Annotated in this window: 14 protein-coding genes and 1 tRNA gene; 13 read left to right on the top strand and 2 right to left on the bottom strand. The window is 65.9% G+C overall.

Annotation, left to right across the window (positions count from 1 at the left end):
* Positions 1-264 precede the first annotated feature (264 nt).
* The 12 genes from folP to H4O10_RS05410 all read left to right on the top strand — a co-directional run bounded on the left by folP (position 265) and on the right by H4O10_RS05410 (position 12,110).
* Positions 265-1,161, top strand: coding sequence for a dihydropteroate synthase (folP, locus tag H4O10_RS05355; RefSeq protein WP_012479732.1), 897 nt, complete (start codon positions 265-267; stop codon positions 1,159-1,161).
* Complete coding sequence (gene miaA, locus H4O10_RS05360; protein WP_012479733.1) at positions 1,161-2,114, top strand: tRNA (adenosine(37)-N6)-dimethylallyltransferase MiaA; 954 nt, start codon at positions 1,161-1,163, stop codon at positions 2,112-2,114. The genes folP and miaA overlap by 1 nt, the downstream gene beginning before the upstream one ends.
* 96 nt (positions 2,115-2,210) lie before the next feature.
* Positions 2,211-2,486, top strand: coding sequence for an RNA chaperone Hfq (gene hfq, locus H4O10_RS05365; RefSeq protein WP_004152891.1), 276 nt, complete (start codon positions 2,211-2,213; stop codon positions 2,484-2,486).
* 14 nt (positions 2,487-2,500) lie between these two features.
* Entirely contained in the window at positions 2,501-3,811 is a 1,311-nt protein-coding gene (gene hflX, locus H4O10_RS05370; protein WP_005412934.1) for a ribosome rescue GTPase HflX, read from the top strand.
* A gap of 120 nt (positions 3,812-3,931) precedes the next feature.
* On the top strand, positions 3,932-4,426 hold the full coding sequence (locus H4O10_RS05375) for a nicotinamide-nucleotide amidohydrolase family protein (RefSeq protein WP_044571262.1): 495 nt from the start codon (positions 3,932-3,934) through the stop codon (positions 4,424-4,426).
* A 34-nt stretch (positions 4,427-4,460) separates the two neighbouring features.
* Complete coding sequence (gene ubiB, locus H4O10_RS05380; protein ID WP_012479735.1) at positions 4,461-6,143, top strand: 2-polyprenylphenol 6-hydroxylase; 1,683 nt, start codon at positions 4,461-4,463, stop codon at positions 6,141-6,143.
* A gap of 207 nt (positions 6,144-6,350) precedes the next feature.
* On the top strand, positions 6,351-6,986 hold the full coding sequence (lexA, locus tag H4O10_RS05385) for a transcriptional repressor LexA (RefSeq protein ID WP_044569808.1): 636 nt from the start codon (positions 6,351-6,353) through the stop codon (positions 6,984-6,986).
* A gap of 204 nt (positions 6,987-7,190) precedes the next feature.
* Positions 7,191-8,228, top strand: coding sequence for a recombinase RecA (recA, locus tag H4O10_RS05390; protein ID WP_005412937.1), 1,038 nt, complete (start codon positions 7,191-7,193; stop codon positions 8,226-8,228).
* 110 nt (positions 8,229-8,338) lie between these two features.
* Positions 8,339-8,830 carry a recombination regulator RecX gene (recX, locus tag H4O10_RS05395; RefSeq protein ID WP_005409024.1) on the top strand — a complete coding sequence of 164 codons (492 nt, stop codon included), beginning with the start codon at positions 8,339-8,341 and terminating at the stop codon, positions 8,828-8,830.
* A 109-nt stretch (positions 8,831-8,939) separates the two neighbouring features.
* Complete coding sequence (alaS, locus tag H4O10_RS05400; RefSeq protein ID WP_049397331.1) at positions 8,940-11,588, top strand: alanine--tRNA ligase; 2,649 nt, start codon at positions 8,940-8,942, stop codon at positions 11,586-11,588.
* A 147-nt stretch (positions 11,589-11,735) separates the two neighbouring features.
* On the top strand, positions 11,736-11,939 hold the full coding sequence (gene csrA / locus H4O10_RS05405; RefSeq protein ID WP_004152909.1) for a carbon storage regulator CsrA: 204 nt from the start codon (positions 11,736-11,738) through the stop codon (positions 11,937-11,939).
* A gap of 78 nt (positions 11,940-12,017) precedes the next feature.
* Positions 12,018-12,110, top strand: a tRNA-Ser gene (locus H4O10_RS05410).
* A 74-nt stretch (positions 12,111-12,184) separates the two neighbouring features.
* On the opposite strand, the gene H4O10_RS05415 is transcribed toward H4O10_RS05410, so the two are convergent.
* Both H4O10_RS05415 and H4O10_RS05420 read right to left on the bottom strand, forming a co-directional pair.
* On the bottom strand, positions 12,185-12,646 hold the full coding sequence (locus tag H4O10_RS05415) for a DUF4189 domain-containing protein (protein ID WP_080354117.1): 462 nt from the start codon (positions 12,644-12,646) through the stop codon (positions 12,185-12,187).
* 120 nt (positions 12,647-12,766) lie between these two features.
* Positions 12,767-15,097 (bottom strand): TonB-dependent receptor, encoded by a 2,331-nt coding sequence (locus H4O10_RS05420; RefSeq protein WP_049397330.1) that lies wholly within the window; start codon positions 15,095-15,097, stop codon positions 12,767-12,769.
* 226 nt (positions 15,098-15,323) lie between these two features.
* Between H4O10_RS05420 and H4O10_RS05425 the strand changes: the two genes are divergently transcribed.
* Positions 15,324-15,806, top strand: coding sequence for a hypothetical protein (locus H4O10_RS05425; RefSeq protein ID WP_033834139.1), 483 nt, complete (start codon positions 15,324-15,326; stop codon positions 15,804-15,806).
* Positions 15,807-15,815 lie beyond the last annotated feature (9 nt).

Here is a 15,815-nt window from a genome sequence, read left to right on the forward strand (position 1 = left end):
GGGCTGGTCCCTGCCTAAGGCCAGCCAGGGCGCAAGACCAAAGGCTGCCGGCCAGCGGCCGGCACTACCGTGCCCGTCTCATGGAGGGGCCAAGTCCCTCCATCAACACAGTTGCTACATGGACGTATTTACGGCGTCCCCCGCAACTGGACCCACCCCGCCATCCCACAGGAAACCCGCTGTTGCTGTTGCTCTGGCCTCTGCGGGTGCAGGGCGCCGCCCTGCCGAACTAAACTACCCGCCGTTGTCCCTGCAGGATTGCCCATGTTCGATACCTCGCCCCAGCTCGATTGCGCCGGCCGCATCCTGCGCCTCGACCGTGCCCGGGTCATGGGCATCGTCAACGTCACCCCGGACTCGTTCTCCGATGGCGGCGCGCACGACACCACCGAGGCCGCGGTCGCACATGGCCTCAAGCTGGTCGAGGAGGGCGCGGACCTGCTGGACATCGGCGGCGAATCGACCCGGCCGGGCGCTGCGCCGGTATCGGTGGAGGAGGAACTGCGCCGGGTGATTCCGGTGATCGAGCAGCTGGCCGCACGCACCCGGGTGCCGATCAGCATCGACACCTTCAAGCCGGAAGTGATGCGCGCGGCGGTGGCGGCTGGCGCCGGCATGATCAATGACATCTACGGACTGCGTCAGGAAGGGGCGCTGGACGCCGCCGCTGCAACCGGCGTGCCGGTGGTGCTGATGCACATGCAGGGCGAGCCAGGCCACATGCAGGCCGATCCACATTACGACGACGTGGTCGCCGAGGTGCACGGCTTCCTGGTCCAGCGCCTGTTCGCTGCCGAGATGGCGGGCTTTGCGAAGAAGAACCTGTTGATCGATCTCGGTTTCGGTTTCGGCAAAACCACCGCCCACAACATGACCCTGCTGGCACGCTCCGAGCGGTTCCTGGAGCTGGGCGTGCCGATGCTGGCTGGCCTGTCGCGCAAGCGCAGCCTGGGCGAACTGACCGGTCGCGACACGCCGTCCGAGCGCGTGGCCGCCTCGGTGGCCGCGCACCTGATCGCGGTGCAGCGTGGCGCACGCATCGTGCGCGTGCATGACGTGGCCGCCACCGTTGATGCATTGAAGATCTGGCAGGCAGTCGAGGCCGTGCCAACGCCGCGCGCCGACGCCACGCCGACGATCCGCTGGCCGGACGAAGACTGATGGGCATCGACCGGCGGCCACTGGCGATCGCCGTGATGGGGCCGACCGCCAGTGGCAAGACCGCCACCGCGATCGCCCTGGCGAAGCAGCTGGATGGCGAGATCGTCAGCGTCGATTCGGCGCTGGTCTACCGGCATCTGGATATCGGCTCGGCCAAGCCGGATGCGGCCGAGCGGGCGCAGGCGCCGCACCATCTGCTGGACCTGCGCGATCCGTGGCAGACCTATTCGGCGGCCGAGTTCGCCGCCGATGCCGGCCGCGTCGTGGCCGACATCGTGGCACGCGGCAAAACGCCGATCCTGGCAGGTGGCACGGGGCTGTACTTCCGGGCCCTGCTGCAGGGCCTGTCGCCGATGCCGGAGGCCGACCCGGTGATGCGCGAAGCACTCAGCACCGAGGCGGCCGAGCGGGGCTGGGCGGCACTGCACGCAGAACTGGCCAAGGTCGATCCAGCCGCAGCCGCACGTATCCATGCCACCGACCCGCAACGCATCCAGCGGGCGCTGGAGGTCTATCGCCTCACCGGCACGCCGATCAGTGAATGGCAGCGCCGGCCGGGCGTCGCGCCATTGCCGGTGCGCACCCTCAAGCTGATCCTCGCCCCGCGTGACCGCGCGGTACTGCACCAGCGCATCGAGGCGCGCTTCGACGCCATGCTGGCGCAGGGCTTCCTGGACGAGGTGCGGGCACTGCGTGCAATGCCGGAAATGGCCGCCGTGACGGCGCCGCTGGACCTGCCGGCGGTGCGCGCGGTTGGCTATCGCCAGGCCTGGGAATACCTGGACGGGGAGGGTGATGCCGCCCGTTTCCGTGACAAGGCAATCTTCGCCACCCGGCAGCTGGCCAAGCGCCAGCTGACCTGGCTGCGCGGCGAGCTTGATGCGCGCTGGTTCGACCCCCATGTCGATGGGGAGCGCCTGGCCGGCGCGGTGTCGACCTTCGTCGCACGCTGAACCCCCGCCAGCCGTGTAACATCATCGGTCGGCGGGCGGCTCGGGGGCCGTGGCAACCGTCGGCAACCCAATAAGAACAATAATCAGGAGTGTGCAATGTCCAAGGGGCAATCGCTGCAGGATCCTTTCTTGAACGCACTGCGGCGCGAACGCGTGCCGGTTTCGGTGTACCTGGTCAACGGCATCAAGCTGCAGGGCACGATCGAGTCGTTCGACCAGTTCGTGGTCCTGCTGCGCAACACGGTCAGTCAGATGGTCTACAAGCACGCCATTTCCACGGTCGTTCCGGCACGCAACGTGAAGGTCGGTCCGGGCGGTGGTTACGTGCAGTCGGGTGAAGGTGGTCAGGCAGGTGATGAAGCAGACGAGTAAGACCGGAGCGGTGAATGTTTGACCGCTCGAAAAAGGGCGAACACGCCCTGTTGATCCAGCCCCATTTCGGCAAGCTGGAAGACGATGTGCTGGAAGAATTCGGTGATCTGGCCCGCTCGGCTGGGGCCAGCATCGCCGCGACGATCACTGCGCGCCTGGACCGACCGAATCCGTCGACCCTGATCGGCAGCGGCAAGCTGGACGAGATCAAGGCCGCGGCCGACGCCAGCGGTGCCGACCTGATCCTGGTCAACCATGCGTTGAGCCCGGGCCAGGAGCGCAACCTGGAACGGTTCCTGGAGCGCCGGGTGATCGACCGTACCGGCCTGATCCTGGATATCTTCGCCCAGCGTGCGCACAGCCACGAGGGCAAGCTGCAGGTCGAGCTGGCGCAGCTGCGTCACCTGGCCACGCGGTTGGTGCGCGGCTGGACCCACCTGGAGCGCCAGCGCGGTGGTTCGATCGGTCTGCGCGGCCCGGGTGAAACCCAGCTGGAAACCGACCGCCGCCTGCTGCAGAAGCGGGTCGAACAGCTGCAGAAACGCCTGGAAAAGGTGGAAGTGCAGCGCACCCAGATGCGCCGTGCACGCGTGCGCAGCGAACTGCCGCGCGTGGCCCTGGTGGGCTACACCAACGCCGGCAAGTCGACCCTGTTCAACGCCATGACCGGCGCCGAGGCCTATGCCGCCGACCAGCTGTTTGCAACGCTGGATCCGACCGTGCGCCGCATTGCGGTTCCGGGTGGCAACGTGGTCCTGGCCGACACCGTCGGCTTCGTCCGCGACCTGCCACATGACCTGGTTGCGGCGTTCCGCTCGACCCTGTCCGAGGCGCGCGAGGCGGATTTCCTGCTGCACGTGGTCGACGCCGCCGATCCGCACCGCGAGGAGCGCATCGCACAGGTCGACGAGGTACTGACCGCAGTCGGTGCCGGTGACCTGCCGCAGTTGCTGGTGTTCAACAAGATCGACCGCATCGACGGTGCCGACGTCCGCCACGACGGCCAGGATGGCATCCCGGACGAATCGCGCCGCGAGCGGGTGTGGATTTCCGCACGCGACGGGCAGGGCCTGGAGCTGCTGCAGGCGGTGCTGGGCAAGCGGCTGGGCCTGCAGCACGTCACCGGCGAACTGCGCCTGCCACCCGATGCCGGCCGCCTGCGCGCGCGCCTGCACCAGCTGGAAGTGATCCGCAGCGAGCAGGCCGATGAAGACGGCTGGCTGCTGCAGGTCGACCTGCCGATCGCCGAAGCCGAAAAGCTGGCTGCCAGTGCCGACGGCGCGCCGATCCGGGCGCTGCTGCCGGAGAAGCTGCCGGAGTGGTGAGGTAGCGGCCAATCCCCGGTAGTGCCGGCCGCTGGCCGGCAACCACCGTGCTGGAGGGGCGCGACATCCGCCTGTCATCTGCGGTACAACGTGCAGGTTCTTCACCCCACCGTCATGCCGATGTCCATCCCCACCGACGCCGACCTCAACGCCCAGTCCGCCGCGCTCGGGCAGCGCCTGCAGCAGGCTTCGCTGCAGCTGGTGAGCGCTGAAAGCTGCAGTGGTGGCTGGATCGCCAAGTGCATGACCGATATCGCCGGTTCCTCGGCGTTCTTCGACTGCGGCATGGTGGTCTACAGCTACGAAGCCAAGCAGCGCCTGCTGGGCGTGCGCGCGCAGACCCTGGAGCAGTTCGGCGCGGTCAGCCGCGAAACCGTGCTGGAAATGGTGTCCGGTGCGCTGGTCAATTCGGGTGCCGGCATCGCCGTCGCGGTGACGGGCATCGCCGGTCCCGGCGGCGGCAGCCCGGACAAGCCGGTCGGCAGCGTCTGGATTGGCTGGAAGCGCCGGGGCGGCTATGCCCGCGCCGAGCTGTTCCAGTTCGATGGCGACCGCGAAGCCATCCGCCGGCAAACCGTGGCGGCGGCATTGCGCGGTATCGACGCCCAGCTGTGACATGCTGCTCCGGTAATCGTCCGGAGCACGCATGATGTGGGAAACGCTGGGCACGGTCCGTGACCTGGGCCGACTGCAGGAAATTGCCGTCGTCCTGATCCGCTATGGCTTCGGCGACGTGGTGCGGCGCATCGGCCTGGCCAGCACATTGGAGCGGGCAGGGCGCCTTCTGCACTGGAACGAGGAGCGGCAGGAACTGCTGCGGATGACCGCACCGGTGCGCGTGCGCAGCGCGATGCAGGATCTCGGTCCCACTTTCGTCAAGCTCGGGCAGGTGCTGGCGACGCGCGTTGACCTGCTGCCGCCGGAATGGATCGCTGAGCTGTCCGAACTGCAGAACGCGGTACCTGCGCTGCCGTATGCGGACATCCGTGAGCAGCTCGAGGCCGACCTTGGCGCACCGCCTGCAGAGGTGTTCGCGTTCCTCGATGAAACCCCGATGGCTGCCGCCTCGCTGGCGCAGGCCCATCGCGCGCGCCTGCATGATGGTCGCGAGGTGGTGCTGAAGGTGCGGCGCCCCGGCATCCGCGATGTGGTCGAGGCCGACCTGCGTCTGCTGGCCCGCCTGGCCGAGATCGTTGAAGCGCGACTGCCGGACCTGCGTCGTTACCGCCCGGCCGAAGTCGTGCAGCAGTTCACCGTGTCGCTGCGCCGCGAGCTGGATTTCGCTGCCGAATGCCGCAATGCCGAGCGCATCGCGCGCAACTTCAGCGGCCGTGACGACATACTGATTCCGAAGGTGCACTGGCAGTGGACCTGCGAGAGCCTGAACGTGCAGGACTTCGTCGACGGCATTCCTGGCCGAGACCTGGCCGGCGTCGATGCGGCGGGCCTGGACCGGCGCGAGCTGGCACGGCGTGGCGCCGGCATCGTGCTGAAGATGGTGCTGGAGGACGGCAGCTTCCACGCCGACCCGCACCCCGGCAACATCATCTACCTGCGTGACGGCCGCATCGGCGTGATCGATTTCGGCATGGTCGGCGCCTTGTCGGAAGTGCGGCGTTTCCAGGTGGCTCAGTTGCTGCACGGGCTGGTCGAGCAGGACCCGCAGGGCGTGGCCGACGTACTGCTGGACTGGGCCGGCGGTGTTGAGGTGGACGAGAACCGGCTGCAGCACGACATCAGCCAGTTCGTAGATCAATACCGTGGCGTGCCGCTGAAGGACCTGCGCATCGGCCTGATGCTGGGTGACATCACCCAGCTGCTGCGCAGCTACAGCCTGACCCTGCCGGCTGACCTGGCGCTGATGATCAAGGCGTTCCTGACCCTGGAAGGCATGGGCCGGCAGCTGGACCCGGATTTCGACATGGCCAGTGCCGCGCGCCCGTTCCTGGAGCGGGTGGTGCTGCAGCGCTATGCGCCCAAGGCGCTGCTCAAGCGCGGCCGCCGCAGCCTGCTGGGCCTGGTCGACTTCGCCGGTGAGCTTCCCCGCGACCTGCGCAAGCTGGTGCAGGCGGCGCGCCGGGGACGCCTGCAGTTGAAGGTGGAAACCACGGCGCTGCAGGGCTTCGGCGAACAGGTGAACCGCGCAGCGAACCGGTTGGTGATGGGCATCGTCACTGCTGCGCTGATCATCGGTTCCTCGATCGTGATGCACAGCGTCGGCGGCGTCTCCAGCCGCTGGCTGCTGGCGCTGGGCGTCTGCGGCTTCATCGGCGCCGGCTTCTGCGGCGTGTGGATCCTGTTCTCGATATGGAGAAGCGGTAAACACACGTGAGTGTGTTTACCGCAGCGGTTCCCAACGGGAACCGCGGAATCGCTGCGCGATTCCTGTAGAGCCGACCGCTGGTCGGCTGCCTTTGCTCCTGGTGCTGGGCCATACCCGGCGACGCTTGCCGAGCATGCCTCGGCCCAACAGGCCCGCACCACTCCATGTCGTTTGCGGCACTTGCAGTCCCGGATATTAGTAGTAATACTACTAAACATGGACCTGACCGACACCCAGCAGGCGATCCTGCAGTTGATCGCCGAGCGTATCGAGAGCGAAGGCGCGCCGCCCTCGCAGACTGAAATCGCACGTGCGTTCGGCTTCAAGGGCGTGCGCGCGGCCCAGTACCACCTGGAAGCCCTGGAGCAGGCCGGTGCGATCCGTCGCATCCCGGGCCAGGCCCGCGGCATCCGCCTGATGCAGGCGCCGCCGGTCGAGAAGCTGGCCGAGCCGGACCTGCCCGACAGTGTGCTGCGCCTGCCGGTGCTCGGCCGGGTTGCGGCGGGCCTCCCGATCGGCGCCGACATCGGCTCGGACGATTTCGTGGTGCTGGACCGGGTGTTCTTCTCGCCAGCGCCGGACTACCTGCTGAAGGTGCAGGGCGATTCGATGATCGACGAGGGCATCTTCGACGGTGACCTGATCGGCGTGCATCGTACCCGCGACGCCCATTCCGGGCAGATCGTGGTGGCCCGCATCGATGACGAGATCACGGTCAAGCTGCTGAAGATCGCCAAGGATCGTATCCGCCTGCTGCCGCGCAACCCCGACTACAAGCCGATCGAGGTGCTGCCGGATCAGGACTTCGCGATCGAGGGCCTCTATTGCGGCCTGCTGCGGCCCAACCGTTGACCCGTTCCATAGCGCATTACCCCGCGGTCTTTTGTGGCGATTCTCTGGTTCCACTGAGGTTGGTACGGATGTCCGATAATTCTTTTCAGAGCGCCGGGCAGAATCTCAGCCTGTGCGATACGTCCGACTTAAAGTGAACCCATGGCAAAGAAGACCCCCAAAGACAGCACCTCCAACGACACGACCTCTGCAAGGACCAATCCGATGGACGAGAACAAGAAGCGCGCCCTCGCTGCAGCTCTGGGCCAGATCGAAAAGCAGTTCGGCAAGGGCTCGGTGATGCGCATGGGCGACCGCGTGGTCGAACCCGTCGAAGCCATCCCGACCGGTTCGCTGATGCTCGACATCGCGCTGGGCATTGGTGGTCTGCCGAAGGGCCGTGTCGTTGAGATCTACGGGCCGGAATCCTCGGGCAAGACCACCTTGACCCTGCAGGCCATCGCCGAATGCCAGAAGATGGGCGGCACCGCGGCGTTCATCGACGCCGAGCACGCGCTGGACCCGATCTACGCCGCCAAGCTGGGCGTGAACGTGGACGACCTGCTGCTGTCGCAGCCGGATACCGGTGAGCAGGCGCTGGAAATCGCCGACATGCTGGTCCGTTCGGGTTCGGTCGACATCCTGGTGATCGACTCGGTTGCCGCGCTGACCCCGAAGGCCGAAATCGAAGGCGAGATGGGCGACCAGCTGCCAGGCCTTCAGGCCCGCCTGATGAGCCAGGCGCTGCGCAAGCTGACCGGCAACATCAAGCGCTCCAACACCCTGGTGATCTTCATCAACCAGCTGCGCATGAAGATCGGCGTGATGATGCCGGGCCAGAGCCCGGAAACCACCACGGGTGGCAACGCGCTGAAGTTCTACGCCTCGGTCCGCCTGGACATCCGCCGTATCGGCGCGATCAAGAAGGGTGACGAGATCATCGGTAACCAGACCAAGATCAAGGTCGTCAAGAACAAGCTGGCACCTCCGTTCAAGCAGGTCATCACCGAGATCCTGTATGGCGAAGGCATCAGCCGTGAAGGCGAGCTGATCGACATGGGTGTGGATGCCAAGCTGGTCGAGAAGGCTGGCGCCTGGTACAGCTACGGTGAAGAACGCATTGGCCAGGGCAAGGACAACGCCCGCGGCTACCTGCGCGACAACCCGACTGTCGCCGCCAAGCTCGAGGCCGAGCTGCGCGAGAAATTCCAGCCGGCCGAAGCGGCCCGCGAGGAAGGCGACGACGAAGGCGAAGACGAATAAGGCTTGCTGTGGGGCAGGGTGGCGCCGTCAGTGACGTTGCCCTGTCCCGCAGGTTCGAATCGCCCAGGGATGGGCTGGGCGCCACGGATGGCGCCACCCTTGGAGTACCCATGTCCGACGCCGAAGACATTCCGACCGGCCGCAAGCGCCGGCCGCGTGAGCAGACCCCCGTGCAACGGGCACTGGGCCTGCTGGTCCGCCGCGAGCACTCGCGCAAGGAACTCACCCGCAAGCTGACCGCCCGTGGCATCGAAGACGAAGCCGCGCAGGCCGCTGTCGCCAAGTTGACCGAGGCCGGCTGGCAGGACGACACCCGTTTTGCCGAGAACCTGGTGAGGATGCGCGCCAACACCGGTTATGGGCCGATCCATGTCCGCGCCGAGCTGGGGACCCACGGCCTGGACAGTGCCGCGATTGCCGCAGCGATGGACAGCTACGAAGGCGACTGGCAGGAAAACGCCCGTGATCTGGTCCGCCGACGCTTTGGCGAGGCCGGCCCGCAGGACCTGACACAGCGGCGCAAGGCTGCCGATCTGCTGGCCCGGCGGGGCTTCGACGGCGACAGCATCCGCCGCGCGACCCGCTACGACCCGGATGACTGAGACTGGCGGCGCCGGGCCTGATACCCTTTAGGTTTTCGGCGGTCCCTCGCGACCCTGGCCAACGCGGCCGGTGGTCCGGGTCCGCCGGCCCGCAGACTGCCAGCCCCCAATGAACGCATCCGCCAAATTCACGACTTCCCAGATCCGCAGCGACTTCCTTGAATTCTTCAAGGGCAAAGGCCACACCATCGTGCCGTCGGCGCCGCTGGTGCCGGGCAATGATCCGACCCTGCTGTTCACCAACTCCGGCATGGTGCAGTTCAAGGACGTGTTCCTTGGCGCGGAAAAGCGCAGCTACGTGCGCGCGGCCGACGTCCAGCGCTGCCTGCGCGCGGGCGGCAAGCACAACGACCTCGACCAGGTCGGCTACACCGCGCGCCACCACACTTTCTTCGAAATGCTGGGCAACTGGTCGTTCGGCGACTACTTCAAGAAGGACGCGATCGCCTGGGCCTGGGAACTGCTGACCCAGGTCTGGAAGCTGCCGGCCGAACGCCTGCTGGTCACCGTCTACCAGACCGATGACGAAGCCTACGCGCTGTGGCGCGACATGGTCGGCGTGCCGGAAGAGCGCATCGTGCGCATCGGCGACAACAAGGGCGCACCGTTTGCCTCGGACAACTTCTGGCAGATGGCCGACACCGGCCCGTGCGGCCCGTGCACCGAAATCTTCTACGACCACGGTGACCATATCGCCGGTGGCCCCCCGGGTTCCCCGGATGAAGACGGCGACCGCTTCATCGAAATCTGGAACCTGGTGTTCATGCAGTTCGACCGCCAGCCCGACGGCACCCTGGTGCCACTGCCGGCGCCGTGCGTGGATACCGGCATGGGCCTGGAGCGCCTGGCGGCGATCCTGCAGCACGTGCACACCAACTATGAGATCGACCTGTTCCAGGCCCTGATCCGCAAGGCCTCCGAGCTGACCGGCACCGCCGACCTGGAAAACAAGTCGCTGCGCGTGATCGCCGACCACATCCGTGCCTGTTCGTTCCTGATCGTCGATGGCGTGCTGCCGTCCAACGAAGGCCGCGGTTACGTGCTGCGCCGTATCATCCGCCGCGCACTGCGCCACGGCTGGATGCTGGGCGTGCGCCAGCCGTTCTTCAGCAAGCTGGTGCCGACCCTGGTCGAGCAGATGGGCGAAGCCTATCCGGAACTGCCGGCTGCGGTGGACACCGTCACCCGTGCGCTGCAGGCCGAAGAAGAGCGTTTCGCCGAAACCCTCGATGCCGGCATGAAGATCTTCGAGGACGTCGCGGGCAAGGCCAGCAATGGCGTGATCCCGGGCGTTGACGCCTTCCGCCTGTACGACACCTATGGTTTCCCGCTCGACCTGACCCAGGACATCGCCCGCGAGCGCGACCTGACCGTCGACATTGCCGGCTTCGATGCCGCGATGGAGCAGCAGCGCGAGACCGCGCGCGCGGCCGGCAAGTTCGGTGGTGGCGTGACCCTGCCCGCTGAGCTGGTGGCGACCCTGAGCCCGACCCTGTTCCTGGGCTACGACCGCCTGCAGGCTGACGGCTTGACCGTGCTGGCCCTGCTCAAGGACGGCCGTCCGGTGCAGTCGGCCGATGCCGGTGACGCAGTCATCGTCATCACCAACCAGACCCCGTTCTACGCCGAGTCCGGCGGCCAGGTCGGTGACACCGGCGTACTGACCGGCAACGGCGTGCGCCTGCCGGTGGACGACACCCAGAAGTTCGCCGGCCAGTTCCATGGCCATGTCGGCACCCTGTCCGAAGGCGGCCTGAAGGTCGGCGACGTGCTCTCCGGCCAGGTCGATGGCGAGCGCCGTGGCGCCACCATCCTCAACCACTCGGCCACCCACCTGCTGCACGCCGCCCTGCGCGAAGTGCTGGGCAGCCACGTGCAGCAGAAGGGCTCGCTGGTCGCTCCGGACCGCCTGCGTTTCGACTTCTCGCACTTCCAGCCGATCAGCGCGGAAGAGCTTGCCGTGATCGAGCGCAAGGTCAACCAGCAGGTGCGCGCCAACAACGCCGCCGAAGTACACAACATGGGCATGCAGGAAGCGCTGGACTTCGGCGCGATGGCCCTGTTCGGCGAGAAGTACGGCGAGCACGTGCGCGTGTTGAAGATGGGTGACTACTCCACCGAACTGTGCGGTGGTACCCACGTCAACCGTACCGGCGACATTGGTCTGTTCAAGATCACCTCCGAGGGCGGCGTCTCCGCGGGCGTGCGCCGCATCGAGGCTGTTACCGGCCAGGGTGCGCTGGATTACGTGGACGCCGAAGAGGCCCGCCTGGCCGAGGCCGCTGAACTGCTCGGTGGCAGCGCTGCCGACGTGGTCGAGAAGATCCGTGCCCTCGGCCAGCGCCAGAAGCAGCTGGAGCGCGAACTGGAGGCCGTGAAGGCCAAGGTCGCCGCCGGTGCCACGGCCGATCTGTCCGGCCAGGCCGTCGAGGTTGCTGGCGTGAAGGTACTGGCTGCCCGCCTGGAGGGCTTCGACGCCAAGGCCCTGCGTGACGCCATGGACCGCCTCAAGCAGCAGCTGGGCGACGCGGTGATCGTGCTGGCCGGCGCCCAGGACGGCAAGGCCGCCCTGGTCGCGGGTGTGAACGGCAGTGCAATGGGCAAGGTCAAGGCCGGGGAACTGTTGTCCCATATCGCCAGTCAGATCGGGGGCAAGGGCGGCGGACGCCCGGACCTCGCCCAGGGTGGTGGCGAGGACGGGCCCGCCCTTGCCACTGCGCTGGCTGCAGTCGTCGAATGGGTCAGCCCCCGCCTGTGATGAACCTGGCCGTCCCCCTCCTTGTAGGAGCGGGACGGCTGACGGTACCATTGCGAATCTTTTCCCTTTGTCGTGGTAGCGCTTCTTGACGGAGCGTCAAGCCGGTGGGGGATACCCTTCCACACGGTTCCATGGAGACTTACAAAAATGTTGATCCTGACTCGCCGCGTCGGCGAAACCCTGATGATCGGAGACTCGGTGAGCGTCACCGTGCTTGGCGTCAAGGGTAACCAGGTGCGTATCGGCATCACCGCGCCGAAGGACGTTGCTGTGCATCGCGAAGAGATCTATCAGCGCATCCAGCGCGGTGACGAAGCCGGTGGCACCGGTAGCGAAAATTCTGCCGAATAACGCTTTACCTTCGCACTCGATTAACGTTATGATTCACGCCCCGCTGAGGTGCAACGCACCAGACGCGGAGAAAACCCCGGAGTGATGCCCGAGTGGCCGAAGGGGCTCCCCTGCTAAGGGAGTATAGGGTCAAAAGCTCTATCGAGGGTTCGAATCCCTCTCACTCCGCCAGATACAAAGAAGCGCCTGCAGATCCTCGATCTGCAGGCGTTTTTCTTTATCCGACACTCGCAGCGTGGAGCTGACTATCCTGGCTGATCGGTGCGGGAGGCAGGCGTTGGCATGGGCGCGGGTGTCGTCGCCGGTGCCGGAGCGGGTGTACCCGGCAGCTGTGGCGGTTCAATGTGACGAGGTGGAATTTCCCGCCACAGCAACGCGAGCGTGCAGTCGTTGGCACGTTCCCTGCACATTCTTTCGGCCTTCCGCTGCGCGGCGTCCGCCGTCTTCTCGCCCAGTGCAAAGCCCAACGCAATCGTGCCGGTCGCTATGGCCGAATAGCCTTCGCTGGTGGTGCTGGCGGACTGACCGCAATTGCGCGATCGCGCTGCGCAGTAGTGCAGCGACTGCTGCATCGCAGTGGTGAGGGAAGACTGGTTCATCGAATAGCCGTAGCGGCCATCCTTGTCGTAGGTGATCGCAGACGCAGCACTTGCGGCTGATGAAGCGGACAACAACAGCGCCAGTGAAACCGCATGCTTCCAGTTCATCACGCTCTCCTCTTTTGCCGATGGTGAATCAACCGGTGAATGTGGCGCAACCCCGCAGGGCGGCGGGGGAGAACGCCTGCAGGCCATTTGCCCGCAGGCGCCTACCGACGCGTTCGATCCTCAGAGCTTCACCGTCACGCCCACCTGGAAACCGCGCCCGGGCAGCGGCGCGATGTACTTCAGCGGCGAGTTGTGCGGCCGTGCTTCTTGATTGAGCAGGTTGCTGCCGTTGACGAACACCTCCATGCCGGCGATGTAGCTGTTGCGTACCGGCAGCTCACGGCTGACCTGCAGGTCGACCAGGTTGAACGCATCCAGCGGCACTTCCTCGCTCACGTTGCGGCCGAGGTACTTCTGCGTGTCGTAGTAGGTGCTGGACAGCCGCGCCTTCCAGCCCTCGCGCTGCCACTGCAGGGTGGCGCCGTAGCGGTTGGTCGGCATGTTCGGCAGGTACTCGCCGTCATTGTGGGCACGCAACGAATCCGGGTGATCGGCCTTGTTCTTCACCACGTCGGCGAAGGCGGACACGTTCAACGTGCCGTAGCGGCCCAGGTCCAATGCCTGCGAGGCATCGATCTCGAAGCCCTTCACCGTGGTGTCGGTCTGCTTCCAGTACTTCAGCGGCAGGCGGTTGGCGGTCTGCATGCCCGAGTAACCCAGGTACAGATAGTTCTCGTACTTCATCCGGTACGCGGTGGCCGACAGTTCGAAACCACCAAGGTGGAACAGGCCGGTCAGTTCCAGGTTCTTCGCGCGTTCCGGCTCGAGGTTCTGGTTGCCTTCTTCCTGGGTCATCACCGAATAGTGAGCATTGCTCGCATACAGCTCGTTGATCTCCGGTGCGCGCTGCGAGGACGAGTAGCGCACCTTGGCGGCGAACAACGGACCGAGCTCGACATACGATCCCAGGCTGTAGCTGTTGAGCCGGTAGTCGCGGTCCTGCAGTTTCGCGTTGGCGGCATTGCGCGCGGTCTTGAAGCGGCTTGGTTGCAGGTCATGGTCAACCCGCTCGTGGCGCATGCCAGCGTCGAAACTGGCCCAGCCGAAGTCCAGCGTCTCCTTCAGGAACACCGCGTTGCTGCGGGTGTCGACGTCAGGCAGGTAGCGCAGCGAGCCACTGCCGGTGACATCACGCGACTGGTGGCTGAAGCCCAGCATGCCGCTGAGCGGACCGACGCGCTGATGGCTGAGCAGCAGCTCGGCCTGGGTGCTCTCGAAATCGTAGTCGTTGGCGCGGGTGGCACCCAGCCGCTCGCCCGAGGTGTTGTCCAGCTTGGAAACGCGCAGTTCGGCACGCTCGAACCACGGCAGCGGATCGCGCAGCAGGGCTTCCAGTGCATAGCGTTCCTGCTTGATCACCACCCCCACCGGCAGCCCGTTGGCATAGTTGGAACCGAACGACAGGTTCTGCATCGAGAACCCCGGCACGCCGTACTCGCTGTCCTTGGCATCGATGCTGATACCCACATAGCCGCGATCGAAGAACAGCGTGGAACCGAACGCCACCTGCGAGTTGCGCGCGTAGCTGTTGCCCAGCGTGTGGTGATAGTCGGGAGTCACATCGTTGTTGATCTGCTTCTGCACGTACGAAGGCGTGCCGGGTACGTAGGCCGGGTTGACCGGATTGATGTAGGTGCGGCGCTGCCAGACCGAAGTCGGGTTGTTGGTGTAGAACGAGAAATCACCGTCGGCCCAGTCCGGGTTCTCGGTCATGAACTGGTCGATGTAGGGCTGCGACGCCTTGTTGTAGATCTGCTGGACGCGCGCTTCCTTCTGGCAGCTGTCGGCGAGGGCCGAGTTGACACCACCGGAGGCCGGGAACAGCCCGCTGTTGCAGACGCCGGCCTTGCTGTTGCCGGGAATATCGTAGTGCGAGATGCGCTGGCGCGAAACCTGCAGGTTGGTTGAGATATTGCGCTGGTTGTTGAAGTTCATGCGGAAGCCCTGCGCGTCGGCGGCGTTGAAGCCCTTGCGCAGGACCAGTTCCATCGACTGGTCCTTGTCTTCCATGCGGCGCGAGATCAGGCCCGAATCGATCTCCACGCTGCCGCCGATCGCATTGCCGCCGTAGCGCACGGTGTCGGAAGACTTGTTGACGGTGACGCTGCGTACGAACAGCGGATCGAACGGGATGTTGATGTCGCCGCTGATCGCGTTCATCCCGAGGATGGACTGGCCGTCCTGCAGGATCTGCACGCGGTTGCCACTGAGGCTGCGGATGACCGGGGCACCCGCGTTCGGCCCGAAAGCACTGTTCTGCACGCCGGAGACGTGTTCGAGCAGGCCGCCCAGGGTGCGGTTCTGCGCCTGTGGGTTGTCGACGGTGACCCGGCTGTCGATACGGGAGGGCTGGCTGGCCTGGACCTGGAGGGTGGGGAGGGTGGGTTCGTCCGCGGCCTGGGCGCTGTGGACGGCGAACAGAAGGGCGGTAGCAAGGAGATGGCGACGCATGGCACGGTCCGTGAAATTGACGTGAAATGTTATAACGTAACTATTCAGGTCAACAAGAGCGGAAACCGCCTCGATTCAATGGGGCAGGGTGCTTTGGCCTCTCGGGATGGGACGGAGTCTCCCTCGTTCAGCGCACCGCCTTGCGCGTGCTGCTGGCGACCGGCACGATCTGGGCACTGCCCCGCAACGCCCCACGCAGAGCTTCCTCATTCAAACGGAGCCCCGTATGAAGCTGTTGTCCGCTGTGTTGTTGTCTGCGCTTTCGCTCTCCGCCGTTCCGGCGCTGGCGGTGGAAGCTTCGCCCTCACCGCTGCTGGGGCGCTGGTCGCTGGATATCGCCACGTCTGCGTTACCCGAAGCACAGCGCCCGAAGCAGGTGGTGCTGGAGTTCAAGGACGCCGGTGCGGGGCGGTGGAGTTCACACGTCGACATCGTCCTGCACGACGGCAAGACGATGAAATCCGACGGCACGTTGGCGCTGGACGGTACGCCCGGGCCCTTGTCCGGCACCTACGGCGCGGACAAGGCCAACCTGAAACTGCCGGCGCCGAATACCCTGGTGATGCAGCTGGTGGACCATGGCACGCCGGCCTCCACCCGCATCTATACCGTGGCGGCGGACCGTACGACGATGACCGAGACCAAGGCGTTCTACGGCCACGACGGCACGCCGATCCTGCAGACCAACCTGTTCAAGCGGATACCGTAGCGGCGCCGC

This window comes from Stenotrophomonas sp. I18B00994, assembly GCF_014145825.1.
Taxonomy (GTDB): Bacteria; Pseudomonadota; Gammaproteobacteria; order Xanthomonadales; family Xanthomonadaceae; genus Stenotrophomonas; species Stenotrophomonas maltophilia.